General features: G+C 55.0%; 26 protein-coding genes. 14 read left to right on the forward strand and 12 right to left on the reverse strand.

Features of this window, described 5'->3' with window-relative positions; genetic code table 11:
• Positions 1 to 282: 282 nt before the first annotated feature.
• Entirely contained in the window at positions 283 to 1,659 is a 1,377-nt protein-coding gene (locus ACX1CU_RS19610) for an amino acid permease (protein ID WP_459399896.1), read from the forward strand.
• A 162-nt stretch (positions 1,660 to 1,821) separates the two neighbouring features.
• On the opposite strand, the gene ACX1CU_RS19615 is transcribed toward ACX1CU_RS19610, so the two are convergent.
• From ACX1CU_RS19615 to ACX1CU_RS19630, 4 genes are all read right to left on the reverse strand, one after another.
• On the reverse strand, positions 1,822 to 3,063 hold the full coding sequence (locus ACX1CU_RS19615) for a c-type cytochrome (RefSeq protein WP_459399897.1): 1,242 nt from the start codon (positions 3,061 to 3,063) through the stop codon (positions 1,822 to 1,824).
• Positions 3,063 to 3,614 carry a (2Fe-2S)-binding protein gene (locus ACX1CU_RS19620; RefSeq protein ID WP_459399898.1) on the reverse strand — a complete coding sequence of 184 codons (552 nt, stop codon included), beginning with the start codon at positions 3,612 to 3,614 and terminating at the stop codon, positions 3,063 to 3,065. Before ACX1CU_RS19620 ends, ACX1CU_RS19615 begins: the two co-directional genes overlap by 1 nt.
• A complete protein-coding gene (locus ACX1CU_RS19625) occupies positions 3,611 to 6,400 on the reverse strand; it encodes a xanthine dehydrogenase family protein molybdopterin-binding subunit (protein ID WP_459399899.1) in 2,790 nt (929 codons plus the stop codon). Before ACX1CU_RS19625 ends, ACX1CU_RS19620 begins: the two co-directional genes overlap by 4 nt.
• A gap of 222 nt (positions 6,401 to 6,622) precedes the next feature.
• Positions 6,623 to 6,790 carry a hypothetical protein gene (locus ACX1CU_RS19630; RefSeq protein ID WP_459399900.1) on the reverse strand — a complete coding sequence of 56 codons (168 nt, stop codon included), beginning with the start codon at positions 6,788 to 6,790 and terminating at the stop codon, positions 6,623 to 6,625.
• Here ACX1CU_RS19630 and ACX1CU_RS19635 point away from each other — a divergent pair.
• Positions 6,789 to 7,754 carry an XdhC family protein gene (locus ACX1CU_RS19635; protein WP_459399901.1) on the forward strand — a complete coding sequence of 322 codons (966 nt, stop codon included), beginning with the start codon at positions 6,789 to 6,791 and terminating at the stop codon, positions 7,752 to 7,754. The genes ACX1CU_RS19630 and ACX1CU_RS19635 overlap by 2 nt on opposite strands.
• 75 nt (positions 7,755 to 7,829) lie before the next feature.
• On the opposite strand, the gene fumA is transcribed toward ACX1CU_RS19635, so the two are convergent.
• Positions 7,830 to 9,476 (reverse strand): class I fumarate hydratase FumA, encoded by a 1,647-nt coding sequence (gene fumA / locus ACX1CU_RS19640; protein ID WP_459399902.1) that lies wholly within the window; start codon positions 9,474 to 9,476, stop codon positions 7,830 to 7,832.
• A 355-nt stretch (positions 9,477 to 9,831) separates the two neighbouring features.
• Between fumA and ACX1CU_RS19645 the strand changes: the two genes are divergently transcribed.
• The 6 genes from ACX1CU_RS19645 to ruvX all read left to right on the forward strand — a co-directional run bounded on the left by ACX1CU_RS19645 (position 9,832) and on the right by ruvX (position 14,066).
• A complete protein-coding gene (locus ACX1CU_RS19645) occupies positions 9,832 to 10,344 on the forward strand; it encodes a SprT family zinc-dependent metalloprotease (protein WP_459399903.1) in 513 nt (170 codons plus the stop codon).
• 104 nt (positions 10,345 to 10,448) lie between these two features.
• Entirely contained in the window at positions 10,449 to 11,144 is a 696-nt protein-coding gene (endA, locus tag ACX1CU_RS19650) for a deoxyribonuclease I (protein ID WP_459399904.1), read from the forward strand.
• 68 nt (positions 11,145 to 11,212) lie between these two features.
• Positions 11,213 to 11,944, forward strand: coding sequence for a 16S rRNA (uracil(1498)-N(3))-methyltransferase (gene rsmE / locus ACX1CU_RS19655; protein ID WP_459399905.1), 732 nt, complete (start codon positions 11,213 to 11,215; stop codon positions 11,942 to 11,944).
• Between the two features lie 33 nt (positions 11,945 to 11,977).
• On the forward strand, positions 11,978 to 12,928 hold the full coding sequence (gene gshB / locus ACX1CU_RS19660; RefSeq protein WP_459399906.1) for a glutathione synthase: 951 nt from the start codon (positions 11,978 to 11,980) through the stop codon (positions 12,926 to 12,928).
• Positions 12,929 to 13,080: 152 nt separating this feature from the next.
• On the forward strand, positions 13,081 to 13,644 hold the full coding sequence (locus ACX1CU_RS19665) for a YqgE/AlgH family protein (RefSeq protein WP_459399907.1): 564 nt from the start codon (positions 13,081 to 13,083) through the stop codon (positions 13,642 to 13,644).
• Positions 13,644 to 14,066, forward strand: a complete 423-nt coding sequence (gene ruvX / locus ACX1CU_RS19670; protein ID WP_459399908.1) for a Holliday junction resolvase RuvX — start codon at positions 13,644 to 13,646, stop codon at positions 14,064 to 14,066. The genes ACX1CU_RS19665 and ruvX overlap by 1 nt, the downstream gene beginning before the upstream one ends.
• A gap of 9 nt (positions 14,067 to 14,075) precedes the next feature.
• Here the strand turns inward: ruvX and ACX1CU_RS19675 are convergent, their stop codons facing one another.
• Complete coding sequence (locus ACX1CU_RS19675; protein ID WP_459399909.1) at positions 14,076 to 15,080, reverse strand: type IV pilus twitching motility protein PilT; 1,005 nt, start codon at positions 15,078 to 15,080, stop codon at positions 14,076 to 14,078.
• Positions 15,081 to 15,100: 20 nt separating this feature from the next.
• Between ACX1CU_RS19675 and ACX1CU_RS19680 the strand changes: the two genes are divergently transcribed.
• From ACX1CU_RS19680 to hemW, 6 genes are all read left to right on the forward strand, one after another.
• The gene (locus ACX1CU_RS19680) at positions 15,101 to 15,808 is read left to right on the forward strand and encodes a YggS family pyridoxal phosphate-dependent enzyme (RefSeq protein WP_459399910.1); all 708 of its coding nucleotides are present in this window, start codon (positions 15,101 to 15,103) and stop codon (positions 15,806 to 15,808) included.
• A gap of 29 nt (positions 15,809 to 15,837) precedes the next feature.
• Positions 15,838 to 16,659 (forward strand): pyrroline-5-carboxylate reductase, encoded by an 822-nt coding sequence (gene proC, locus ACX1CU_RS19685; protein WP_459399911.1) that lies wholly within the window; start codon positions 15,838 to 15,840, stop codon positions 16,657 to 16,659.
• Between the two features lie 79 nt (positions 16,660 to 16,738).
• Positions 16,739 to 17,293: a YggT family protein gene (locus tag ACX1CU_RS19690; RefSeq protein ID WP_459399912.1), complete on the forward strand. Its 555-nt coding sequence runs from the start codon at positions 16,739 to 16,741 to the stop codon at positions 17,291 to 17,293.
• Positions 17,290 to 17,580, forward strand: coding sequence for a DUF167 family protein YggU (gene yggU, locus ACX1CU_RS19695; RefSeq protein WP_459399913.1), 291 nt, complete (start codon positions 17,290 to 17,292; stop codon positions 17,578 to 17,580). Before ACX1CU_RS19690 ends, yggU begins: the two co-directional genes overlap by 4 nt.
• 17 nt (positions 17,581 to 17,597) lie before the next feature.
• Entirely contained in the window at positions 17,598 to 18,194 is a 597-nt protein-coding gene (locus tag ACX1CU_RS19700; protein ID WP_459399914.1) for an XTP/dITP diphosphatase, read from the forward strand.
• Positions 18,184 to 19,335 (forward strand): radical SAM family heme chaperone HemW, encoded by a 1,152-nt coding sequence (gene hemW / locus ACX1CU_RS19705; protein ID WP_459399915.1) that lies wholly within the window; start codon positions 18,184 to 18,186, stop codon positions 19,333 to 19,335. The genes ACX1CU_RS19700 and hemW overlap by 11 nt, the downstream gene beginning before the upstream one ends.
• Positions 19,336 to 19,379: 44 nt before the next feature.
• Here the strand turns inward: hemW and ACX1CU_RS19710 are convergent, their stop codons facing one another.
• From ACX1CU_RS19710 to trmB, 6 genes are all read right to left on the reverse strand, one after another.
• Entirely contained in the window at positions 19,380 to 19,628 is a 249-nt protein-coding gene (locus ACX1CU_RS19710; protein ID WP_459399916.1) for a DUF2442 domain-containing protein, read from the reverse strand.
• Positions 19,612 to 19,854: a DUF4160 domain-containing protein gene (locus ACX1CU_RS19715; protein WP_459399917.1), complete on the reverse strand. Its 243-nt coding sequence runs from the start codon at positions 19,852 to 19,854 to the stop codon at positions 19,612 to 19,614. The genes ACX1CU_RS19710 and ACX1CU_RS19715 overlap by 17 nt, the downstream gene beginning before the upstream one ends.
• A gap of 90 nt (positions 19,855 to 19,944) precedes the next feature.
• Complete coding sequence (locus tag ACX1CU_RS19720; protein WP_459402868.1) at positions 19,945 to 20,661, reverse strand: YggN family protein; 717 nt, start codon at positions 20,659 to 20,661, stop codon at positions 19,945 to 19,947.
• Positions 20,662 to 20,701: 40 nt separating this feature from the next.
• Entirely contained in the window at positions 20,702 to 21,625 is a 924-nt protein-coding gene (glsB, locus tag ACX1CU_RS19725; protein WP_459399918.1) for a glutaminase B, read from the reverse strand.
• Positions 21,626 to 21,694: 69 nt separating this feature from the next.
• A complete protein-coding gene (locus tag ACX1CU_RS19730) occupies positions 21,695 to 22,021 on the reverse strand; it encodes a YggL family protein (protein WP_459399919.1) in 327 nt (108 codons plus the stop codon).
• Positions 22,021 to 22,740 carry a tRNA (guanosine(46)-N7)-methyltransferase TrmB gene (trmB, locus tag ACX1CU_RS19735; protein WP_459399920.1) on the reverse strand — a complete coding sequence of 240 codons (720 nt, stop codon included), beginning with the start codon at positions 22,738 to 22,740 and terminating at the stop codon, positions 22,021 to 22,023. The genes ACX1CU_RS19730 and trmB overlap by 1 nt, the downstream gene beginning before the upstream one ends.
• Between the last annotated feature and the right edge of the window lie 103 nt (positions 22,741 to 22,843).

Here is a 22,843-nt window from a genome sequence, read left to right on the forward strand (position 1 = left end):
ACAAGCAAAATGACTATTTTTGCGCTTTATGTGATTTATTGCTTACTTCACGCACGAAACCACTTCCCTCGTCACACAGCCCGCATTTTGTTGCCTAAACTGCTGCAATCTTAATCACTCACACAACAAAGCAGGTGCAAACCTTGTCGCTTATCATTATTCTTTGCCAAACGGTAGCGGCTCCGTGGAATTAATCGCGATAACACCGTAAACAAAAAATAACACACATCGTAATCATTGCTTTACAGCCGTGAGAGTTATGCAACAACAGAGGGTTTATTGATGGATGGTCAACAACATGGCGATCAGCTGAAACGCGGCTTGAAAAACCGCCATATTCAGCTCATTGCCTTAGGTGGCGCTATCGGTACCGGATTATTCCTCGGTATCGCTCAAACAATAAAAATGGCCGGTCCATCGGTCATTCTTGGCTATGCGATTGGCGGTTTTATTGCCTTCCTGATCATGCGTCAGTTGGGTGAAATGGTCGTGGAAGAGCCGGTTGCTGGCTCCTTCAGCCACTTTGCCTATAAGTACTGGGGAAGTTTTGCTGGCTTCGCGTCAGGTTGGAACTATTGGGTGCTGTATGTGCTGGTAGCGATGGCAGAACTGACCGCCGTCGGTATCTACGTGCAGTATTGGTGGCCAGAAATCCCAACCTGGGTCTCCGCTGCGGTGTTCTTCCTCGCCATCAACGCCATTAACCTATCCAACGTGAAAGTGTATGGCGAAATGGAATTCTGGTTCGCCATTATCAAAGTGGTGGCGATTATCGGCATGATCGTGTTTGGTGCCTACCTGCTGTTCAGCGGTATGGGCGGCCCGGAAGCCACCATCACTAACCTGTGGGCGCAAGGCGGGTTCTTCCCGAACGGCACCATGGGGCTGCTGATGGCGATGGCAGTGATCATGTTCTCCTTCGGTGGATTGGAACTGGTGGGTATCACCGCTGCCGAAGCCGATAACCCAGAGACCAGCATCCCGAAAGCCACCAATCAGGTGATCTACCGTATCCTGCTGTTCTATATCGGTTCACTGACCATTCTGCTGTCACTTTACCCCTGGGGCAAAGTGGTAGAAGGCGGCAGCCCGTTTGTACTGATCTTCCACGCGCTGAACAGCAACCTGGTGGCCACCGTGCTGAACATCGTGGTGCTGACAGCGGCACTGTCGGTGTATAACAGCTGCGTCTACTGCAACAGCCGCATGCTGTACGGCCTGGCAAAACAGGGCAATGGCCCGAAAGCCTTACTGAAAGTGGATGGTCGCGGCGTTCCCGTCATTGCCATCGGTCTTTCTTCACTGGCAACCGCGCTGTGCGTGCTGATTAACTACCTGATCCCAGGCCGTGCTTTCGAACTGCTGATGGCTCTGGTGGTTTCTGCTCTGGTGATCAACTGGGCGATGATCAGTCTGGCGCACCTGAAATTCCGTGCGGCCAAAAATCGCGAGGGTGTGCAGCCGAAGTTCAAGGCCTTCTGGTATCCGTTCAGCAACTATCTATGTCTGGCGTTTTTGTCTGGGATTCTGGTGATCATGTACTTTACGCCGGGCATCCAGATTTCCGTCCTGCTGATCCCAGCTTGGGTTGCCATTCTTGGTATCGGTTACGCGATCAAACAGCGTAGCCAGCGGGCAGCAAACACAGCCGCTCGTTGAGATTGCTTTTTAACCCGAGATACTCGGGCCTAGCGCACCAAGGGGCGCTCCGGCGGCTTACGCCGCTACGACCCCTTCGGCACGCTCTCCCTAATAACGGGCTTTGTCAGCCATCTGAGGCTCGCACCCGCGAGCCTGTTTCTTAACCGCGATAGCGCGTCATTAATGCGCTTTACGCAGTGCCTTCACCTGTTCGGCGGTGATATCCCCCGGTAATCCTCCCCAGGTCACCCGCAGATAATTGACCAGCTCGGCAATTTGCGCATCATCCAACCGATCGGCAAAGCCTGGCATCGGCTGCATGCTTTCGTTACCAGGGAACTGCTGCGCGGGCAGACCATCCAACACCGAAACGATCAGATTTTTGCCGTCTGGCTGGCGTAACGTAGCGTTACCGCGCATTGCCACTGCCACATGCGGTTTGCCCGCACCATCACGCTCATGGCAAGCAGAGCACTGGTCAAGATAAGTGATACGCCCGGCTTCGTTGCCCTGCCCAATTTTGGCAGCCACTGCCTGCGGTGGCTTATCGCCCATCAGGTAGGTTGCCAATGCTCGGTGATCTTCCGGCGTCAAATGAGCGATACTGAGCGCGACCACCGTGTGCATTTCGCTGAAAGCAGAACCCTGTGGCGCGATGCCAGTACTGAGGAAACGGCTCAGATCCTCTGGCGTCCAGCCGCGCTGTGCCAGCCCTTCTGGCGTAAGATCCGGTGCGACAAACCGCCCCAGATCGCCGCCCTGCATCGACTTGCTCAACTCCATCTGCCCGAATACGCCACGCGGCGTATGGCATTCGCCACAGTGGCCCAGCACATCGGCAAGATAGCGGCCACGCAGCCATTCGGCAGAGGATCCCTGTGAACTGGCTGGCAACGGATCGCTGTTACGGAACAGCAAATTCCAGCCGATCATCGCCATACGCTGGTTAAACGGGAATGGCATGTCGTTTTTCGGCGTGGCAACATCCACCGCAGGACGCGACATCAGATAGGCATAAATGGCATCCGCATCTTCGCGCGACATCCCTTTGTAGGAGGTGTAAGGCATCGCCGGGTACAAATGGCGCCCCCCTGGAGCAACCCCTTGGGTCAATGCCAGGAAGAAATCATCTTTGGTCCAGCGGCCAATGCCGTGATCTGCCGAAGGCGTCAGGTTACTGCCGTAAATCGTGCCAAACGGCGTATCCATCGGATAGCCACCCGCCAGTGGCGCGCCGCCAGAAGCGGTATGACAAGCCGCACAATCGGCAGCCTGAGTCAGGTAGCGCCCACGGGCAATCTGTTCGCTGCTGGCAGTCACTTGCTGGACTGGGCCGTCATAACGGCGGTTTTCCCGCCACCACAATACGGCGATCACCAACGCCGCAATCAGCACTATCCACAGTGCAAAGCGCTTTTTCATTACGCCGTCTCCTTAAGCAAGCCAGGCGTTTTCAACACCACGTCACGCACCGCTTCGTAATAACGCACGTAGCCGGTGCAGCGGCAAATGTGATTCTCCAAAGCCTGTGCAATCGCGTCTTCCAACTGTTCACGCGGGATCGGCTCACGCTTTAGCTGCTCAACAAAAATGGTCGCCGCATTGACAAAGCCCGGTGTGCAATAGCCGCACTGGAAGCTGTAATGCTCAAGGAATGACTGCTGGATCGGCGAGAGTTCAACCACTTCCCCTTTACTATCCACTGCCGCATGGCCCTCAACGGTTCTCACTTGTTTACCATTGAAAAAGTGCGCGCCGGTAATGCAGGTGCGAACCTCTTCGCTGGTACCGCTCGGGTGATCGAGGATCGCCACACAGGCATGGCAGATCCCTTGGCCACAACCGAGGCGCGAACCGGTAAGATCGAGATATTCGTGCAGAAAATCGATCATCATCAACCCTTCCGGCACTTCGATAGGGCCGAACTGTTTACCGTTAACGGTCAGAGTAATGGGCTGGGTTTTAATGCTCATGGTAATACCTCAAGAATATTCTCGGCGCGGACAGGCAAATCACGGAAACGATGGCCGGTAGCATGGGCAATGGCGTTAACCAGCGCAGCCACCACCGGAATCATCACTACTTCCGCCATCCCTTTCGGTGGATCGGTTTCCGACAACGCAGGCAGGATATCACCGCTCTGCTTCCAGACCGCCACATCGCTGGCGCGCGGTAAATGGTAACGGTTAAAGTTCCAGGTGCCGTTACCCGGCCCGTCTTCGTATAATGGGTGGTACTCATGCAGCGCATGGCCGATCCCCATCGCTAACCCTCCCTGCAACTGACCAGAAACCAGCTCAGGCACAATCAGGTTGCCGCACTCCATAATCGAATGGTGGTTTAAGAGTTCAACCTTGCCGGTAGCGATATCCACGGCCACTTCCGCCAACGTGCCAACGGCGCTGTAATAGGTCACTGCGGCGTTATTACGCTGGGTCGGTGGATAAAAAATCTGCTCACGCGCCAAAGTCTTGAACTCACCGCCACCCATGCGCACCGCCAGCCCGTCGATCGGCAAACGCTCGCTTTGATTATTCAGCATGAATTCTGCTTCAGCCCACTGCCAGCGGTTAAACACATGCACTACCGCGCCGGTGAGAACGCCCATCTCGTGGGCTTTCTTCGCTAACAACTCCAGCGGCAAGATCTGCATCCCCGCCGCCGTTAAGCCCCCTTCAACCCAGCGAGCGTCTTCTTTGCGCACCACCAACGGGGCCGCCTGGCCACCACCAATGCCGGATTGCCAGATCGCCAACGCAGCTGGCCATATCCCTTGTTCAAACACCACGCGTGCTGCTTCACGCGTACTGTGAGAGAAATAGTAAGCGGAGTTACTGGCGCTGGAAGGTGAGCAATAGCTGGGTGTCCAATTGGGGTTGGTTTGCAGCTTGTCCTGCTCTTCCTGCGACATCAGGTAAGGATCGCCGCTGGTCACCATCGGCAGTAATGACCAATCGGTCACCGAGAAATGAGCTTCGTCCGCCGGTTTACCCAACCATTGCGCACACAGCACTGACTGAGAGGTCGACATACCGGTACCCATCTCTGCCCCGCTGTGGTGTAGAGTGATATGCCCATCTTCACTCAGTTCCACCCGGGCAAAGGAAGTTTCGGCCCCGGTGCCAAAGTCTTTTTGTACGCAACCAAAGCCTACGCCATAGCGTTTACCTGGGTTTTGCCGTTCAAACTCCACCTTGCGCTCGGCACGTTTAAGCCACATTTCATGCTGAGCGGCCTTTTCCAGCACCTCGTCGGCACGAATAGCCCCCGCCGGGATCGCACCTTGCGTATTTTTCATGCCGGACTTGAGCACGTTGCGCAAACGGAACTCGATCGGATCGAGTTTCAGCTCCTCCGCCAGCTCATCGATCATCATTTCGGTGGCAGCCATGCTTTGCAGAGTGCCATAACCACGGGCAGAGCCAGCATCAATGGCGCGCGATGCCAACCCCACGGCGGAAAGGTCGCTTTTCGGGAAATAGTAAATCGACTGTGCCGCCGTGGCCGCTACCATCACCACCGAAGGCGTAAAGTTGCTGCGCCCACCGCCGTCTGCCGTCATCGCGCCTTGAAACGCTTGCAACACGCCGGTTTGCTTATTTACCGCAATACGGTAGTTCATATCGAAAGCGTGACGCTTAATTGATGTCTGGAACTGCTCGAAGCGGTCATTGGCCAGCCGTACCGGCAATCCATCACCATATAACGCCGCAACGGCACCGTAATACGGGAAGTTATAGTGATCTTTTGATCCATAACCGACGGTATAGCAAGGGTGCAGGATCAGCTGTTTTACCGGCTGATGGCGTTTGGCCAACATGCGCGGCATTTGTTCAGCCACCTCTTGCGGAGACTGGGTCGGGATCACCAGATGCAGAGTTTGGGTTGCGCTATCAAACCAACCGTTGGCGTTATCTGGTTCTAACGCAGAAGTATCAGCAGATTGCGTGGTATAGCGGCGTGACATGACCAGCCAGTCCGCAGGTGGAGTTTGCAGTTGCTGGTTGATCATACCGGCGTAATACATGCCCTCCTGATCCAGTTTGCCGCCCTCGCGCCCTTCCGGCCACACTGGCAAGTGCCTTCGCATCGCCAACGGGAAGATCGGGCTGTCTTTCAGGCTGGAGAAGCGATCGTCATCAGAAGATTTATCTCCACCAACGCGCACATAGCGGAAACTGCCCCAAGGATCGCGCTCTAACGGGCCGGTTTCACTGCCATATTGGATCACTTCATCGCGGAATTTCAGCTTGTCTTTAGCAAAGCGGAAACGGGCAAAATCATGATAGATCAGGATCGCCACCGCTTGGCCGAGATAGGCTGGGGTTTTCCCCGTCGGCAGCAGCATGTCGTCGCCATAGAATTCCGGGAAGGCCAGGCCGTCACGCGCCAGATCTTCTGCCGTCACCAGGCGATCCGGTTGCAGATCGTCACCTAGCAGAGAAAGATCGATGCCGCTAAACAAGCGATCGGCTTTCGTTACTCTGAGAATAAAGGCATGCGCCTGCTTTTGCGGCCAATGCGGCATATCAACAGCACGGATGTCGCGAGCAAACACTTTCTGCCCCATTACCTTGGAGCGGCCATCAATACGGTAACGGATGCGTCTGGCATGCGCATCCCAGTTTGGCGATTGCAGGATCCTCTGCTCAAACAGCGCAGCATAGGCACGGCTGTAGAGGGGGGCGAGGTAAACAGATATCCCTGCAATCACGGCACCTTTGATAAAGCGGCGCCGCGACGGGTTAAAATTGCTCATAAAATATCCTTCACATCTTTGTGTACCCACAATCACCCTCTGCGGCTAATAACACCGTTACTGGGGGATCAAGGGTAATTCTTTTTTTATCAACAGGTTCGTTGCGCAAACGCGAGTAACCTTGCTGCAGGCGCTATAAGCATATGCTTATAAGCGATTTTATGTAAGAATTAACATACTGGTTTCAAAAAAATTACAGATAAAAAACACTTAAATTCTTTGCTATGAGCGTAATTTGCGCAACAACAGGTAGACGAGATGGCAACAGACATTGTGATGATGGCTACCGAACGTAGTGAACGCTTTATCCAGGTAGGTAAATTCAAACCGCAGCATTTGAACATAAACTTCTGCCATCACCGCTGGCAGCCAACGAGTCAATTCACTCATGCAACACCTTGATATCACCGTAGTCAGCCAGGCGATAAATTGGCTAGAACAGCAGCCGGTGTGGCTGTGTACCGTACTGAACACCTACGGTTCCTCCCCACGCTCCCCCGGAGCGCTGATGGTGGCAACCCGCGACGGACATTATTGTGGTTCACTGTCCGGTGGCTGTGTGGAAGAAGACTTTCTACGCCGCCTGGCCGCCGGTGAATATCAAGCCGCCAGCCAGGTGATCCGCTACGGCGCAGAGGGGCTGGCCCCCAGCGTTGCCCTCCCTTGCGGCGGCGTTCTGGACGTTTTGATCGAGCGCTTGCCCCCTGGGGCAGCCAGCATCAATTACATGCGTACCATTGCCGAAGCATTGGCCGGTCACCATACATTGGTCAAACGCCTGACCTTACCCGATGCCTGTAGCAGTTTGGAAACTACCCACTTTGCCAGTACAACCCAAGTCATGCGCAACCAGCAGACGATCACCTTACATATCGCCGCTGCGCCAAGGTTGCTGATTGCCGGGCTTTCCAGCGTCGCCCTGTTTTGCGCCGATTTTGCCAGCGCATTAGGCTTCGAGGTTCTGGTATGCGAAAACCGGCCAGAAGCGCTGGAGAACTTCGCCAGCCAGCTAAAACCTCACATCACTTTACTGCGCCAATTTCCAGCAAAATTCATTGAAGAAGGGGGCTGCCACGCCAATACCGCGATCGTGGCGCTGACCCACGATCCGCGCATGGATGATTTAACGCTGATGGAGGCTATCTACACCCCGGCGTTTTACATTGGTGCGATGGGCTCCCAACGCAACAGCGATCGCCGCCGCCAACGGCTGCAACAGATTGCTGAATTCAGCACTCAGGATCTCGCACGTATCCATGCCCCTATCGGCCTGCCGCTTGGCAGTAAAACCCCGGCGGAGATCGCGCTGGCCGTGATGGCAGATATTGTGCAACAGAAGAATCAGATTCGCTGATGGATTGGTGTTTAGGCGGGGTTTAACTGCGGGTTTATCCATAAGCCGCCCGCTACCGGGCGGCTATCTATCAGGTTATTTCACGCAACGCGTACACTGTGATTCCTGGATCTTCTGGAAGAAGTCATTGCCCTTATCATCCACCAGGATAAAGGCCGGGAAGTCTTCCACTTCAATCTTCCAGATCGCTTCCATCCCCAGTTCAGGATATTCCACACACTCCAGGCTCTTGATGCTCTGCTGCGCCAATACTGCGGCCGGGCCGCCGATGCTGCCGAGGTAGAACCCACCGTGTTTATGGCAAGCGTCAGTCACCTGCTGGCTGCGGTTGCCTTTGGCCAGCATGATCATGCTGCCACCGTGCGACTGCAACAGATCGACGTACGAATCCATACGGCCTGCCGTGGTTGGCCCCAACGAACCGGATGCGTACCCTTCTGGTGTTTTGGCCGGGCCCGCGTAGTAGATCGGGTGATCTTTCACGTATTGTGGCAAACCTTCACCACGATCCAAGCGCTCTTTCAGTTTGGCGTGCGCAATATCGCGCCCGACAATGATGGTTCCGCTGAGGGAAAGGCGGGTCGAGACCGGATACTGCGACAGTTGCTTAAGGATCTCGGCCATCGGGCGGTTAAGATCGATCTTGACCGCTTCCCCTTCGCCAGCCTGACGCAGTTCCTGCGGAATAAATTTGCCTGGGTTGTGCTCCAGTTTCTCCAGCCAGATCCCTTCGCGGTTGATCTTGCCTTTGATATTGCGGTCAGCCGAGCAGGAAACCCCCATCCCGACCGGGCAGGAGGCACCGTGGCGCGGCAGGCGCACCACACGCACGTCGTGCGCGAAGTATTTACCGCCGAACTGAGCCCCTAACCCCAGGTTTTGCGCTTCTTTCAGCAGTTCCTGTTCCAAGGCGACATCGCGGAACGCCTGACCGTGTTCGTTACCTTCGGTTGGCAGGCCATCGTAGTATTTGGTCGAAGCCAGTTTCACGGTTTTCAGCGTCGCTTCAGCCGAAGTACCGCCGATCACAAAGGCGACATGGTACGGCGGGCAAGCGGCGGTGCCGAGCGTGCGCATTTTATCCACCAGATAATCTTTCAGTTTACCCGGTGACAGCAGCGCTTTGGTTTCCTGATACAGATAGGTCTTGTTGGCCGAGCCACCGCCTTTAGCGATGCACAGGAATTTATACTCTTCGCCATCCACGCTGTAGAGATCGATCTGCGCTGGCAGGTTGCTGCCGGTATTGACCTCTTTATACATATCCAACGCGGCGTTTTGCGAATAACGCAGGTTATCTTCGATAAAGGTGTTGTACACCCCGCGCGACAGGGCTTCTTCATCACTACCGCCGGTCCAGACGCGTTGGCCTTTTTTGCCGACGATAATCGCAGTGCCGGTATCCTGGCAGGTTGGCAAAATCCCCTTGGCGGCGATCTCTGAGTTACGTAAAAATTGCAGCGCAACGTACTTGTCGTTTTCACTGGCTTCGGGATCGCTGAGGATATCCGCTACCTGCTGTTGGTGCGCCGGGCGCAGCATAAATGAAGCGTCGTGGAAAGCGTGCTGGGCGAGGAGGGTCAGGGCTTGCGGGGCAACTTTGAGGATTTCCTGGCCTTCAAACTCGCCGACAGAAACGTGCTCACGGCTTAGCAGATAATATTCGGTATCGTCTTTCTTCAGCGGGAACGGATCTTGATAATGGAACGGTTTATTCGACATTAATCTCTCACTTGCAACATCAGCTGCGTTAAATTCACACTCACTCAGCGTACTCGGGCGCGCTGCGTCAAAAAAACTTCCCACACCTTACGTATTTTTAGGTAGTAAGTTATTGCGCCAAATCGCAAAACCGCCGCTATACCTTTATTAACGTAGGGAATTATGACTACGGGCGCTTTTCTGACTTTATCCGGTGAGCACTGCGGGTACAGACTCATCCTGCACGCTTTATTATCCCGCAGTTAACACATTGATTACAATCCACACGGGTCGATCGGGTTATCATTGTGGGGAAATAACGGCTTAACAGGTTCTACAGTTGCCAGCCGTTACGCCATTGCTTAAGCTAACCACAATGAACAGAGTAAGAATCCCTATTGCGCTGCAACAAGCGGTGATGCGCTGCCTGCGGGCCAAACTGCAGTTGGCATGCCAGCATTTTGCTATCGAATTCCCTGAGCCGAAGATCGTCTACCAGCAACGCGGCACCAGCGCGGGGACTGCCTGGCTGCAAGCCTGGGAAATCCGCCTTAACCCGGTCTTGCTGATCGAAAACCAGCAGCCGTTTATCGACGAAGTTGTGCCCCATGAACTGGCCCATCTGCTGGTATTTCGCCAGTTTGGCCGTGTGCCACCGCATGGCCGCGAATGGCGCTGGATGATGGAAAACGTGCTGCAAGTGCCCGCCAGCCGTACCCATCAGTTTGAAATCAGCTCGGTACAGAGCAAAACTTTCCCCTATCAGTGCGCCTGTCAGCAGCACCAGTTAACCGTGCGTCGCCATAATCGCGTGTTACGCGGCGAGAGTGAGTATCGTTGCCGTCAATGCGGCGAAAAACTGCGCTCTCTGCTTAACGAAAACCGTTAATAGACAATCTGATACCTTCCTGGAACAAGCCGTTATCACCATTTGCGCCCACTGGTTACTTCCGCTACCCTGCCCGCTTTTCCGCTTTCAGGTGTTTTTGGAATATGCTTCGCAAAATTTTATTTATGGTGGTCTTGATTTCCTCAGGCAGCGCGCAGGCGCAAATCAATAACTTCACCCAAGCCAAAGCCGCAGCGGTCAAGATCAATCAGGATGCCCCCGGCAGTTTCTATTGTGGCTGCAAGATCGACTGGCAGGGCAAAAAAGGCATTCCCGACCTCAACAGCTGTGGCTATCAGGTGCGTAAAAGTGCCCAGCGCGCCGAACGGATTGAATGGGAACACGTAGTCCCGGCCTGGCAGTTCGGCCACCAGTTGCAATGCTGGCAAGACGGCGGGCGTAAAAACTGCAACAAAGACCCGCTTTACCGCCAGATAGAAACTGACCTGCATAACCTGCAACCCGCTATTGGAGAAGTGAATGGCGATCGCAACAACTTCATGTACAGCCAATGGCGCGGCGGTGAAGGCCAATATGGCCAGTGCCCAATGAAAGTGGATTTCAAAAATAAACAGGCCGAGCCACCGGCACGAGCGCGCGGCGCCATTGCCCGTACCTACTTTTATATGCGCGATCGCTATCAGTTACAGCTCTCGCGTCAACAAACCCAACTGTTTGAAGCCTGGAACCGCCAATACCCGGCAACCCCCTGGGAATGTACGCGAGAAGCACGCATCGCACAGATCCAGGGCAACCATAACCCTTATATTCAACAAGCTTGTCAGCAGCGAAAAGGCTGACCTACTATAGAGCTTTCGCGCTGCCCGCTGGCAGCGCCGTTTCATCGAGCCAGGATCTGATAATCACTATGCGTATACCCCGCATTTACCATCCAGACCTTTTAAGCGCCAATGCCGAAATCGCGTTGAGCGAGGATGCCACCAACCACGTTGGCCGCGTGCTGCGTATGAGCGCCGGGCAGGCGTTGCAGCTGTTCGATGGCAGCAATCAGGTGTTCGACGCCGAAATCACCCAGGTGAATAAAAAGAACCTCCTGGTTCGCGTCAGCGCCGGGCAGATTGAGGATCGCGAATCGCCACTCAATCTGCATCTTGGCCAAGTGATCTCGCGCGGCGAAAAGATGGAGTTCACCATCCAGAAATCCATTGAGCTGGGGGTGAACGTGATTACCCCGCTGTTTTCCGAACGCTGCGGCGTTAAGCTGGACGGCGAACGTTTGGCGAAAAAGCTGCAACAGTGGCAAAAAATTGCCATCGCCGCCTGTGAGCAATGTGGCCGCAACCGCATCCCGGAAATCCGTGAAGCGATGCAGCTAGAAGCCTGGTGCGCAGAGCAGGATGGCAGCCTGAAACTGAACCTGCACCCACGAGCCAGCCAGAGCATCAACACGCTACCGCTGCCGGTGGACCACGTTCGTCTGTTGATTGGACCGGAAGGCGGGCTATCCGCCGAAGAAATCGCCATGACTACAGGTTACGGATTTACTGATATTCTGCTGGGGCCACGCGTTTTGCGTACAGAAACCACAGCGCTTACCGCAATTACCGCTTTGCAGGTCCGTTTCGGCGACCTGGGCTAAGAGCCTGTTGACACCGGTTCGTAAGGAGAAAAAATGATTAAGCTCGGCATCGTGATGGACCCTATTACCTCCATCAATATCAAGAAAGACACCAGCTTCGCCATGCTGCTCGAAGCACAGCGCCGCGGTTGGGAACTGCATTACATGGAGATGAACGATCTCTACCTGCACGCCGGTGATGGCCGCGCCCGTACGCGCCTGTTGAGCGTAAAAGAAGATAAAGAGAGCTGGTTCAGCTTTGAAGCCGAACAAGATCTGGCGTTGCAGGATCTGGACGTGATCCTAATGCGCAAAGATCCGCCTTTCGATACCGAATACATCTACGCCACCTACATTTTGGAGCGCGCCGAAGTGAAAGGCACGCTGGTGGTCAACAAACCGCAAAGCCTGCGCGACTGTAACGAGAAACTGTTCACCGCCTGGTTCCCGGAACTGACGCCAGACACGCTGGTCAGCCGCAGCGCAGCGCATATCCGTAAATTCCACCAGCAGCATAGCGACATCATCCTCAAACCGTTAGACGGCATGGGTGGAGCCTCGATCTTCCGCGTGAAACAGGACGATCCTAACCTGTCGGTGATTATCGAAACCCTGACCGAGCACGGCAGCCGCTTCTGCATGGCGCAAAACTTCCTGCCAGCCATCAAGGACGGGGATAAACGTATTCTGGTGGTGGATGGCGAACCGGTGCCTTATTGCCTGGCGCGTATTCCTGCCCAGGGCGAAACCCGCGGCAATCTGGCGGCTGGTGGCCGTGGTGAGCCTCGTCCGCTGAGCGAAAGCGACTGGAAAATTGCCCGTGCGGTTGCGCCAACGCTGAAAGAAAAAGGCCTGATTTTTGTTGGCTTGGATGTGATCGGCGATCGTCTCACCGAAATCAACGTCACCAGCCCAACCTGTGCCCGTGAAATCGAAGCCGCCTTCCCGGTTTCCGTCACCGGTATGCTGATGGACGCCATTGAAAAACGTCTTGCGGCCAAATAAGCCGACGCCTGTCTAACCTAAGCTTGGTGAACCTCAGGACTCTCTTGGGGTTCACATGCCACCGCCCCAAATAACGCAACTTGAAGTATGGCGGGTATAACCGCATACTGACGGTTGTTTATTCTCTAATCGATAACGCCTTGTATAACGACATGAATTTACAGCATCACTTCCTTATTGCCATGCCTGGGATGCAAGATCCGCGCTTCAAACGTTCGGTGATATACATTTGTGAGCATAATGAAAGCGGCGCCATGGGGTTAGTCATCAACAAACCCGTGGAGCAGTTCACGGTGGAGTCGGTGTTGAGCAAACTCCAAATCGAGCCTTCACCGCGCGATCCCGCTATCAACCTGGATAAACCGGTGTTTGCCGGTGGGCCACTGGCTGACGATCGTGGTTTTATTCTGCACTCGCCGCGTCAAGGATTCGCTTCAAGCATTCAGATATCGCCGCAAACCATGATCACCACCTCCAAAGACGTGCTGGAAACCCTCGGAACCCCAGATCAACCCAAAGACGTATTAGTGGCGCTCGGTTATGCTGGCTGGGAAGAAGGCCAACTGGAACAGGAAGTTTTGGAGAACGCCTGGCTGACCACCGAAGCCGACATCGATATTTTGTTCCATACGCCGATCGCTAGCCGCTGGCGCGAGGCGGCGAACCGCCTTGGCATCGATATTCGCAGCATTGCCAACCAAGCAGGACACGCCTGATGACCAGCCGCACCATTATTGCCTTCGACTTCGGCACCAAAAGCATCGGTGCCGCCATCGGCCAAGAGATTACCGGCACGGCTCGGGCGTTAGCCGCCTTTAAAGCGCAGGACGGCACGCCAGACTGGCAAAAAATTGAGCGGTTGCTGAAAGAGTGGCAGCCGGATCTGGTGGTGGTCGGCCTGCCGCTGAACATGGACGGCACCGAACAACCACTCACCGAACGCGCACGTAAATTTGCCAACCGCCTGCATGGCCGGTTTGGCGTGCAGATCGCCCTGCATGATGAACGCCTGAGTACCGTTGAGGCTCGCGCCCATCTGTTCGATCGCGGTGGTTTCCGCGCGCTGGACAAAGGCAGCGTCGACTCTGCTTCCGCCGTGGTTATTCTGGAAAGCTGGTTCGAACAACAACTGGGTTAACCACCTCACCTAAGCTGCCCCGCTGAGCAACCCGGCCTGAATACGCTGCTGCAACCCCTGTTCAAAGGTCTGCATGCCTGACTGCGCACCGGTTTGCAATACGCTGGCAAGCTGGTGCGTTTTACCTTCGCGGATCATGCTGCTCACGGCGGCCGTGGCGGTCAGGATCTCATAAATAGCAACTCGCCCTCCCCCCGGTTTGCTCAACAGCTTTTGCGCAATCACCGCCTGCAGGCTGCTGGCCAACTGTGCGCGGACATAGGGCTTTTCTTCTGCCGGGAACACATCCACCAGCCGTTCTACCGCCTGCGGCGCACTGCGGGTATGCAGCGTTGCCAGCACCAGATGACCAGTTTCTGCCGCGGTCAGCGCCAAGCGGATGGTGGTGGTATCACGCAGTTCCCCCAGCAGGATCACATCAGGATCTTCACGCAGCGCCGCCCGTAACGCTTCATCAAAGCTGTGCGTATCGCGCCCCAGCTCGCGCTGCTGGATCAGCGAGCGCTGGCTGTGATGGATAAACTCAATAGGATCTTCCAGCGTCAGTATATGGCGGCGCTGATGCCGATTGATAAAGTCGATCATCGCCGCCAGCGTGGTGGATTTACCGCTGCCGGTGGCTCCGGTGACCAGGATCAGGCCATCTTCCCGCTGCACCAGCGCCGGAATAATTTCGGGAGTGCCCAATTCGACCAAGGTCGGGCACTCGCTGGCAATCCGCCGTAACGCCACGGACAGCCCGCCGTTTTGCAAAAAGAAATTGGCACGCAGGCGAATCCCACCCGCCAATGCCAGCGCCAGATCGAGCTGGCCATTGTGCTGTAACTGCTGCCGCTGTTCTTGAGTTAACAAGGTTTCGCACCAGCTTGCCATCTGCGATGGCGAAACGGTTTCGGCCTCTTCCACGGCCTTAAGTTCACCATCAATGCGTAACATGGGCAGATGACCGGTACAAAGGTGCAGATCGGAGGCATTATGCTTTACACTAAGCGCCACAAATTCATCGATATCCATATCAATCTCCTGGGTCAACAATGAGCACTATCCAACAGAATCTGCAGGATGTCAGGAGCCGTATTGCTGCGGCAGCTCAACGCTGCGCACGTGCTCCAGAAGAAGTGATATTGCTTGCAGTCAGTAAAACCAAGCCTGTGGCGGCGATCGCAGAAGCCATCGCCGCTGGCCAGCACGCATTCGGCGAAAATTACGTGCAGGAAGGGGTGGACAAGATCCAGCATTTTTCCTCATTGCCGGAAGGAGCAGGTTTGGAATGGCACTTTATCGGCCCGTTGCAATCCAACAAAAGCAAACTGGTGGCAGAAAACTTTGCCTGGTGTCATACCCTTGATCGCCTGCGTATCGCTCAGCGCCTGAACGATCAACGCCCGGCGGGGATGCCGCCGCTCAATGTGCTGATCCAAATAAATATCAGCGATGAGCAGAGCAAATCTGGCATTGTATTGGATGAGCTGCCGGTATTGGCTGAGACCATCGCCGCATTGCCTAACCTGACGTTGCGCGGCCTAATGGCGATCCCGGCACCGGAAGCTGATTATCAGCGCCAACTGGCGGTTTTTGGCCAGATGAACGATGCTTTCCAGGCCCTCAAGCAGTGCTATCCGCAGGTGGATACGCTGTCGATGGGCATGACCGACGATATGGCCGCCGCCATCGAGGCTGGCAGCACCATGGTGCGTATTGGCACCGCCATTTTTGGAGCCCGTGACTACTCGCAGGCTTGATGGGCGCAACTGAATTAACGAGGGATTTGATGCAACATCGCAAGATTACCTTTATTGGTGCCGGTAATATGGCACGCGCTATCATTGCTGGCCTGGTTGCTGGGGGCTATCCAGCAAAATCCATCAGCGTTTGCGCCCCTTCGGCCAAAAACCGTGACGCGCTGGCTGCTGACTATGGCGTTATCAGCAGCGCGGATAACATCAGTTGCGCACAGGCCGCCGATGTGGTGGTGCTGGCAGTAAAACCGCAAATGATGGCAGATGTGTGTAAACCTTTGCAGGAACAGGTTAATTTTTCTGGCAAGCTGGTGCTCTCCATCGCAGCCGGGATTCTGGTCAGCCGTTTCTATCAGATGCTGGGGGAACCGCTGAACATCGTGCGCATTATGCCCAACACCCCTTCTTTGGTGGGGGAAGGTATGAGCGGGCTGTATGCCCCTTCTCAGGTCAACCAGCAGGATCGCGATTACACCCGCGATCTGATGAGTTCGGTCGGGAAAGTGTGTTGGGTTGACGACGAAAGTGGGATTAATGGGGTGATTGCCGCCGCAGGCAGCGCTCCGGCCTATTTTTTCCTGTTTATGGATGCGATGCAGCAGGAAGCCGAACGCATGGGCTTTAGCAGCACCGCAGCACGCGAACTGGTGCAGCAGGCAGCCATTGGTGCCGCCGCGCTGGCCGCAGCCAACCCGGAAGTACCCTTGTCTACGCTGCGTGAGCAGGTGACATCCAAAGGGGGAACCACCGCGGAAGCACTGCGGGTGTTCAACGAACAACAACTGCCTGAAACCGTCGCCAAAGCGATGCAGGCTGCCGTTTCCCGCGCGCAGGAAATGGAAAAGCTATTTTAACGCTACCGACTGAATTTCTGGCAGTTACTGCCCGAAAGACACAAGGGATAACCAAGAGTTAAGGAGAAGGGTAACTCACATGCTAACGCTGACTTTCCTGGTCAAAACCGTTGTTGATATTTACGTGATGGTGCTGTTGCTGCGCATCTGGATGCAATTAACGCGCACTGACTTTTATAACCCGTTCTCGCAGTTTGTGGTGAAAATCACTCAGCCGATAGTCGGCCCGTTGCGCCGCATCATTCCGTCGCTTGGGCCGGTAGACAGCGCGTCGTTGCTGGTGGCATTTTTGCTGATGACCATCAAGTATCCGCTCCTGTTGCTGATTCAGGGTGGAGCTATGTCGCTCAGCCCGTACAATCTGCTGTTTGGCCTGATCTCGCTGATTAAATCCGCCGGTTACCTGATCTTCTGGGTGATGATTATCCGTGCGCTGATGAGCTGGATCAGCCAGGGCCGCAGCCCGATCGATTATGTGATGCATCAACTCACCGAGCCACTGATGTCGCCAATCCGCCGCGTGATCCCGGCAATGGGCGGCATTGATTTTTCCGCGATGGTGGTGATTCTGATCCTGTATCTCATCAACTACCTGGGGATGGATCTGTTCGGCGAGCTCTGGTTCCTGCTGTGAGTGCAGTGACCCCCGTGCTGGACGGGCTGGCTATCAGGCTTTATATTCAGCCGAAAGCCAGCCGCGACCAGATTATCGGCCTGCATGGCGACGAGATAAAAGTCGCCATCACCGCCCCGCCGGTTGATGGCCAGGCCAACGCTCACTTGATCAAGTTTATTGCCAAGCAGTTCAAGGTGGCGAAAAGCAACGTTATCATCGAGAAGGGCGAGTTGGGGCGGCACAAGCAGTTACGCATCATCAATCCGCAACAGATCCCTGCCGCGATTGCTGCGCTTATTGAATAATTTCCAAGGTAATCATCATGCAAAAAGTCGTTCTTGCCACCGGAAACCCCGGAAAAGTGCGTGAACTCGCCAGCCTGCTCGCCGATTTCGGCCTGGACGTGGTGGCACAAACCGAACTGGGCGTAGACTCTGCCGAAGAAACCGGCCTGACGTTTATTGAAAACGCCATTCTGAAAGCCCGCCATGCCGCGCAGATCACCGGTCTGCCAGCCATTGCCGACGATTCTGGCCTGGCAGTAGATGCTCTGGGTGGCGCGCCGGGCATTTATTCCGCTCGCTACGCAGGCGTCGATGCCAGCGACCAGCAGAATCTGGATAAACTGCTGGTAGCGCTGAAAGATGTGCCAGCAGGCCAACGCGCGGCACAGTTCCACTGCGTACTGGTCTATATGCGCCATGCGGATGATCCAACCCCGCTGGTGTTCCACGGTACCTGGGCCGGTGAAGTGACCTTTGAGTCTGCGGGCGAAGGCGGCTTTGGTTACGATCCTATTTTCTACGTGCCGGAACTGGGCTGCACGGCGGCTGAGCTGTCGCGCGAGAAGAAAAGTGCAATCTCACACCGTGGTCAGGCATTGAAACTGATGTTGGAAGCCCTGCGTAATGCCAGCTAAAGCCGTGCAACTGCCGCCGCTCAGCCTGTATATCCATATTCCCTGGTGCGTGCAGAAATGCCCATACTGCGATTTCAACTCGCACGCCTTAAAAGGCGAAGTGCCGCATCAGGAATACGTCGATCATCTGCTGGCCGATCTGGATGCCGATCTGCCGCTCACCAGCGGCCGTGAAATCAGCACCATCTTCATTGGCGGTGGCACGCCAAGCCTGCTGAGTGCCGAAGCCATGCAGGCATTGCTGGACGGAGTACGCGCACGCATTCACGTGGCTGCCGATGCGGAGATCACCATGGAAGCCAACCCCGGCACCGTGGAAGCCGATCGCTTCAGTGGCTATCAACGCGCCGGTGTGAACCGCATTTCGATTGGCGTGCAGAGTTTCAGCGCCGAGAAGTTAACCCGTCTGGGGCGGATACACGGGCCGGATGAGGCCAAGCGCGCGGCGCATCTGGCCACCGGTTTGGGCCTGCGCAGTTTTAATCTCGATCTGATGCACGGCCTGCCGGATCAATCGCTGGCAGAAGCTCTGGACGATCTGCGCCAAGCGATTGCCCTGAATCCGCCGCACCTGTCGTGGTATCAACTCACCATTGAACCGAATACCCTGTTCAGTTCGCGCCCGCCGGTGCTGCCGGACGATGACGCGCTGTGGGATATCTATCAGCAAGGGCACGAACTGCTGAGCGCCGCCGGTTATCAGCAATACGAAACCTCGGCCTACGCAAAACCGGGCTATCAGTGCCAACACAACCTCAACTACTGGCGGTTTGGCGATTATCTGGGGATTGGCTGCGGCGCACACGGCAAACTGACCTTTGCCGATGGCCGAATTCTGCGCACCAGCAAAACCAAGCATCCACGCGGCTTTATGCGCGGCGAATACTGCGACAAGCTGCACGAAGTGGCAGATCACGACCGGCCGTTCGAGTTCTTTATGAACCGTTTCCGTCTGCTGGAAGCGGCTCCGCGTGCGGAATTCACCCGCTATACCGGGCTGGATGAAAGCGTAATCCGCACGCAGTTGGACGAGGCCCTGGCACAAGGTTATCTGGCAGAAACGGCGGAATACTGGCAGATCACTGAGAAAGGCAAACTGTTCCTCAATTCGCTACTGGAACTTTTTCTGCCGGACGAGTAAAGAAAAAGCGCTGAGAGTTCAGCGCTTTTTATCTGTCATCTTACTCAGGCGGCATGATGTGGGCGGCGGGTGATATCACCCCGCCCTTTTAGAAGCCCCTCAACAGAGATGTCTTCGTCAAGATCCTCCCAATGGATACCCCGAGCACTGAGCTCATAATTGGCTCGTTGTTCAGCACTCGCCTGTAAAAGGCGTGGAAACCAAGCCAAAGGCACGCCAATAGTTCTGGCATCATTAAGCTCAACCCACATATTAAGCTCGTCAAAACGAACACTTTTAGCTGAAATAGTCATTCCAAGCCTCCAGAAACTGAGCGCGATGCAGTTCCGTCACTTCGATCAGCTCTTTCAATGCCTTCGCATTGAAACCGTCATTACGGGCCAAATGAACTTCAGGCATTAACCAAAACTTCGCCTCAAATTGAACATCCCTAACATGGATATGAGCAGGTTCACGCGGAGTCCCCTCATTTGAATAGAAGAAAAACTTATAGCCTCTGAAACGCAATATCACTGGCATCAACGCAAATCCTTTCGCTGATTGATTATAGTTTAGCCAGCTTGCCAGTTCTCCGCTAAGGCGTCAAAAGTGAGCTCCATTAAATACTTTTTACTTCAACGCATTAATCAGATTCTTACGCTGGGTTTCCAGTGCCGTAACGCGGTTGCACACATCGTTACCGAAGTTCTGGAAGCTCTGTTCCTGCTTGCTCCATTCGCTCTGAATAGCCTGTTGCAAGCCGCCCAGGTTGCCCATCAGCGCCTGTAGCGGATTACCGTTGGCATTGGCAGCCTGTTTAATGCCCATTTCATTCAGGCTATCTTGCAGTACGCCGCCCATGCTTTGCTGAACCAGATTGCGCCCGTCCTGCTCCACCTGTGCGATCGCCTTATGGTGGAACGCCAAGCCGTCGCTGCGATGCTCGATAATACGGTTCATCTGCTGCTTGAGCTGCGTATTGAGCGTAGTCAGCCGGTTACGCACATTACTGCTGCTGCCCAGTTGCTGTACGATGATGTTATCCAATGAGGCTCGTGCTTTTTCCAAGTGCTGCTGCGCGCCCTGATCGATCCAGGGCAGATCTTTACGCAGCGCACTCTGGTAGCTGAAAGCTTTCTGGCGCTGGGTGTCATTCAGGTTTAACACCTGCCCGTTACGGGTGACATCACCATCGGCGGAAATCTGTAGGTTACCGCTGGCGCCAGTCACCTGTACGCTCTGCGGGCTGATAATCACATCGTCCTGGGGTCTGACGTTGCACTGATATTCGGCATGCGCCTGCGAGGCCACTAACAACAGCAAGGCTAACCCGGTTTTATTTAACATCATTTCTCCTGACTCCCTTCCACCTGCATCCGCGATGGAACTAAAAAATCGAACGGCTAATGCGTTGAGACAACAGTTCCAGTGCCGCAGTTCCCGCCAGAGAGTTGCCAGACGCATCCAGCTCCGGTGACCAGACGGCAATCGACAATTCGTCCGGCACAATCGCGATAATGCCGCCACCTACGCCAGACTTCCCCGGCATCCCTACCCGGTAGGCAAATTCACCGGCACCGTCATACATACCGCTGGTCATCATCAGGGCGTTGATCTGCCGTGCCTGCAACGGGCTGATGATCTCATCACCATTAAGCGCACGCCCTTGATTGGCCAGATAAGCAAAGCTGCGTGCCAGCTCCACGCAGCTCATGCGCAGTGCACAATAGTGGAAATAGGTTTGCAGCACGGTCAGCACATCATTTTCGAAGTTGCCAAACGACTTCATCAGATAGGCAATAGCGGCATTGCGATCGGAGTGTTCGAATTCAGAGCGCGCAACGCGAACGTCGTACGCCAGATCATTCTCCCCCGCAAGCTGGCGAACCACTTCCAGCATGCGCTGTTTGGGGGCGCTAAGCCGCGTTTGCAGCATATCGCACACCACCAGCGCGCCAGGGTTGATAAACGGATTACGCGGCTTGCCCTGCTCCATTTCCAGTTGCAGCAACGAGTTGAACGGCAGGCCGGAAGGTTCTTTGCCGACCCGCTGCCAGATTTCGCTTTCCTGATAGCGCGTTAGCGCCAGCGTCAGGCTCAGCACTTTGGAAATCGACTGGATAGAAAAACGCTCTGTGGCATCTCCCGCCTGGAACATTTCGCCATCGACGGTGCAAACGGCGATCGCCAGACGATCGGCCGCCACTTCTGCCAAGGCAGGAATATAGTCCGCGATTTTGCCTTGGCCAATCAGCGGGCGCACCTGTTGCAGGATCTCATCCAGCAACGCGTTATCCAACGTTGTTACCACTGCGGTTGTACTCCAGATAAAACAAAGGTGCCGTGAAGGCACCTTGCATCAACGCTTATCGGGCAGAAATCAATCCCACCAGATATCGAACAGATCGCTGACCTTCACGTCACTCAGCTTACGCGCTTCCAACCAGTTTTTAACCAGTTCACGCTGTTCATCGGTGCAATTACCGATTTTTTGCAGGCAGATCAAACCTTCCCACTGCAAGTAGCCGCTGCCGTCAAATGCCAGGCCGTTTGGCTCGATCACTTCGTCAATAAAAGCATCTACCGCGCTGTCGATCTCTTCAACATCAGTGCCTTCGGCAAAACGCCAGGCAACGGAGAAACCCAGCTCCTGAAACTCTTCAATGTGCATCTTTTTACGTAAACGACGACTGCGATTCTTAGCCATTATTCCACCCTCTCAAACATAAGATCCCAAACGCCATGTCCCAGACGCTGGCCACGTAATTCAAATTTCGTTACCGGGCGTGACTCTGGGCGCGGCACGTAATCATTGCTCTCGGAAAGATTACGATATCCTGCGCTGCCGTTCATCACTTCCAGCATGTGTTCCGCATAAGGTTGCCAGTCGGTGGCCATATGGAACACGCCACCCACTTTTAATTTACTCAACACCAGTTCAACAAACGGCGTCTGTACGATGCGGCGTTTGTTGTGGCGCGCTTTGTGCCACGGATCCGGGAAGAACAGCTGAACCATGTCCAGTGAAGCATCCGGGATCATGTTCTGTAGCACTTCTACTGCGTCATGGCACATGATCCGCAGGTTGCTCAATTCGGCTTCGTGGGCGTCCGCCAGGCAGGCACCAACGCCCGGCGAATGGACTTCAATTCCCAGGAAGTTCTGCTGCGGGTTATGGCCCGCCATGGTCACCAGCGAGGCCCCCATGCCAAAACCGATCTCCAGCACGGTTGGCGCTTCGCGCCCGAACAGGGTGGAGATATCGACAGGTTCAGCCTGATATTCCACGCCCATCACCGGCCAATAGTGGTCCAGCGCATACTGCTGGCCTTTGGTCAACCGCCCCTGGCGGCGAACAAAACTGCGGATACGGCGCATCGCGCGGCCGTTCTCATCAAATTCCGGAGAGATGACGTCATTAATCATAGTGCTTTCTGTCTGTTTGGCTGCCAGTTAGGAGATACTCTAAATAATCCAAGTTACAAGCAGGCGGCAAGCTCGAGAGTCCCCAAGAGCATAGATAACTCTG

The sequence above is a fragment of the Serratia sp. D1N4 genome, from assembly GCF_054552755.1.

Coding starts and splice junctions, on each gene's coding strand:
- ACX1CU_RS19625 (WP_459399899.1), bottom strand. CDS start 6,400: ATGAGCAATTTTAACCCGTCGCGGCGCCGCTTTATCAAAGGTGCCGTG.
- ruvX (WP_459399908.1), top strand. CDS start 13,644: ATGACCAGCCGCACCATTATTGCCTTCGACTTCGGCACCAAAAGCATC.
- proC (WP_459399911.1), top strand. CDS start 15,838: ATGCAACATCGCAAGATTACCTTTATTGGTGCCGGTAATATGGCACGC.
- ACX1CU_RS19630 (WP_459399900.1), bottom strand. CDS start 6,790: ATGAGTGAATTGACTCGTTGGCTGCCAGCGGTGATGGCAGAAGTTTAT.
- ACX1CU_RS19635 (WP_459399901.1), top strand. CDS start 6,789: ATGCAACACCTTGATATCACCGTAGTCAGCCAGGCGATAAATTGGCTA.
- ACX1CU_RS19610 (WP_459399896.1), top strand. CDS start 283: ATGGATGGTCAACAACATGGCGATCAGCTGAAACGCGGCTTGAAAAAC.
- rsmE (WP_459399905.1), top strand. CDS start 11,213: ATGCGTATACCCCGCATTTACCATCCAGACCTTTTAAGCGCCAATGCC.
- ACX1CU_RS19715 (WP_459399917.1), bottom strand. CDS start 19,854: ATGCCAGTGATATTGCGTTTCAGAGGCTATAAGTTTTTCTTCTATTCA.
- ACX1CU_RS19680 (WP_459399910.1), top strand. CDS start 15,101: ATGAGCACTATCCAACAGAATCTGCAGGATGTCAGGAGCCGTATTGCT.
- ACX1CU_RS19690 (WP_459399912.1), top strand. CDS start 16,739: ATGCTAACGCTGACTTTCCTGGTCAAAACCGTTGTTGATATTTACGTG.
- fumA (WP_459399902.1), bottom strand. CDS start 9,476: ATGTCGAATAAACCGTTCCATTATCAAGATCCGTTCCCGCTGAAGAAA.
- hemW (WP_459399915.1), top strand. CDS start 18,184: ATGCCAGCTAAAGCCGTGCAACTGCCGCCGCTCAGCCTGTATATCCAT.
- gshB (WP_459399906.1), top strand. CDS start 11,978: ATGATTAAGCTCGGCATCGTGATGGACCCTATTACCTCCATCAATATC.
- ACX1CU_RS19730 (WP_459399919.1), bottom strand. CDS start 22,021: ATGGCTAAGAATCGCAGTCGTCGTTTACGTAAAAAGATGCACATTGAA.
- trmB (WP_459399920.1), bottom strand. CDS start 22,740: ATGATTAATGACGTCATCTCTCCGGAATTTGATGAGAACGGCCGCGCG.
- ACX1CU_RS19675 (WP_459399909.1), bottom strand. CDS start 15,080: ATGGATATCGATGAATTTGTGGCGCTTAGTGTAAAGCATAATGCCTCC.
- ACX1CU_RS19620 (WP_459399898.1), bottom strand. CDS start 3,614: ATGAGCATTAAAACCCAGCCCATTACTCTGACCGTTAACGGTAAACAG.
- endA (WP_459399904.1), top strand. CDS start 10,449: ATGCTTCGCAAAATTTTATTTATGGTGGTCTTGATTTCCTCAGGCAGC.
- ACX1CU_RS19710 (WP_459399916.1), bottom strand. CDS start 19,628: ATGACTATTTCAGCTAAAAGTGTTCGTTTTGACGAGCTTAATATGTGG.
- ACX1CU_RS19615 (WP_459399897.1), bottom strand. CDS start 3,063: ATGAAAAAGCGCTTTGCACTGTGGATAGTGCTGATTGCGGCGTTGGTG.
- ACX1CU_RS19700 (WP_459399914.1), top strand. CDS start 17,598: ATGCAAAAAGTCGTTCTTGCCACCGGAAACCCCGGAAAAGTGCGTGAA.
- ACX1CU_RS19645 (WP_459399903.1), top strand. CDS start 9,832: ATGAACAGAGTAAGAATCCCTATTGCGCTGCAACAAGCGGTGATGCGC.
- ACX1CU_RS19720 (WP_459402868.1), bottom strand. CDS start 20,661: ATGTTAAATAAAACCGGGTTAGCCTTGCTGTTGTTAGTGGCCTCGCAG.
- ACX1CU_RS19665 (WP_459399907.1), top strand. CDS start 13,081: ATGAATTTACAGCATCACTTCCTTATTGCCATGCCTGGGATGCAAGAT.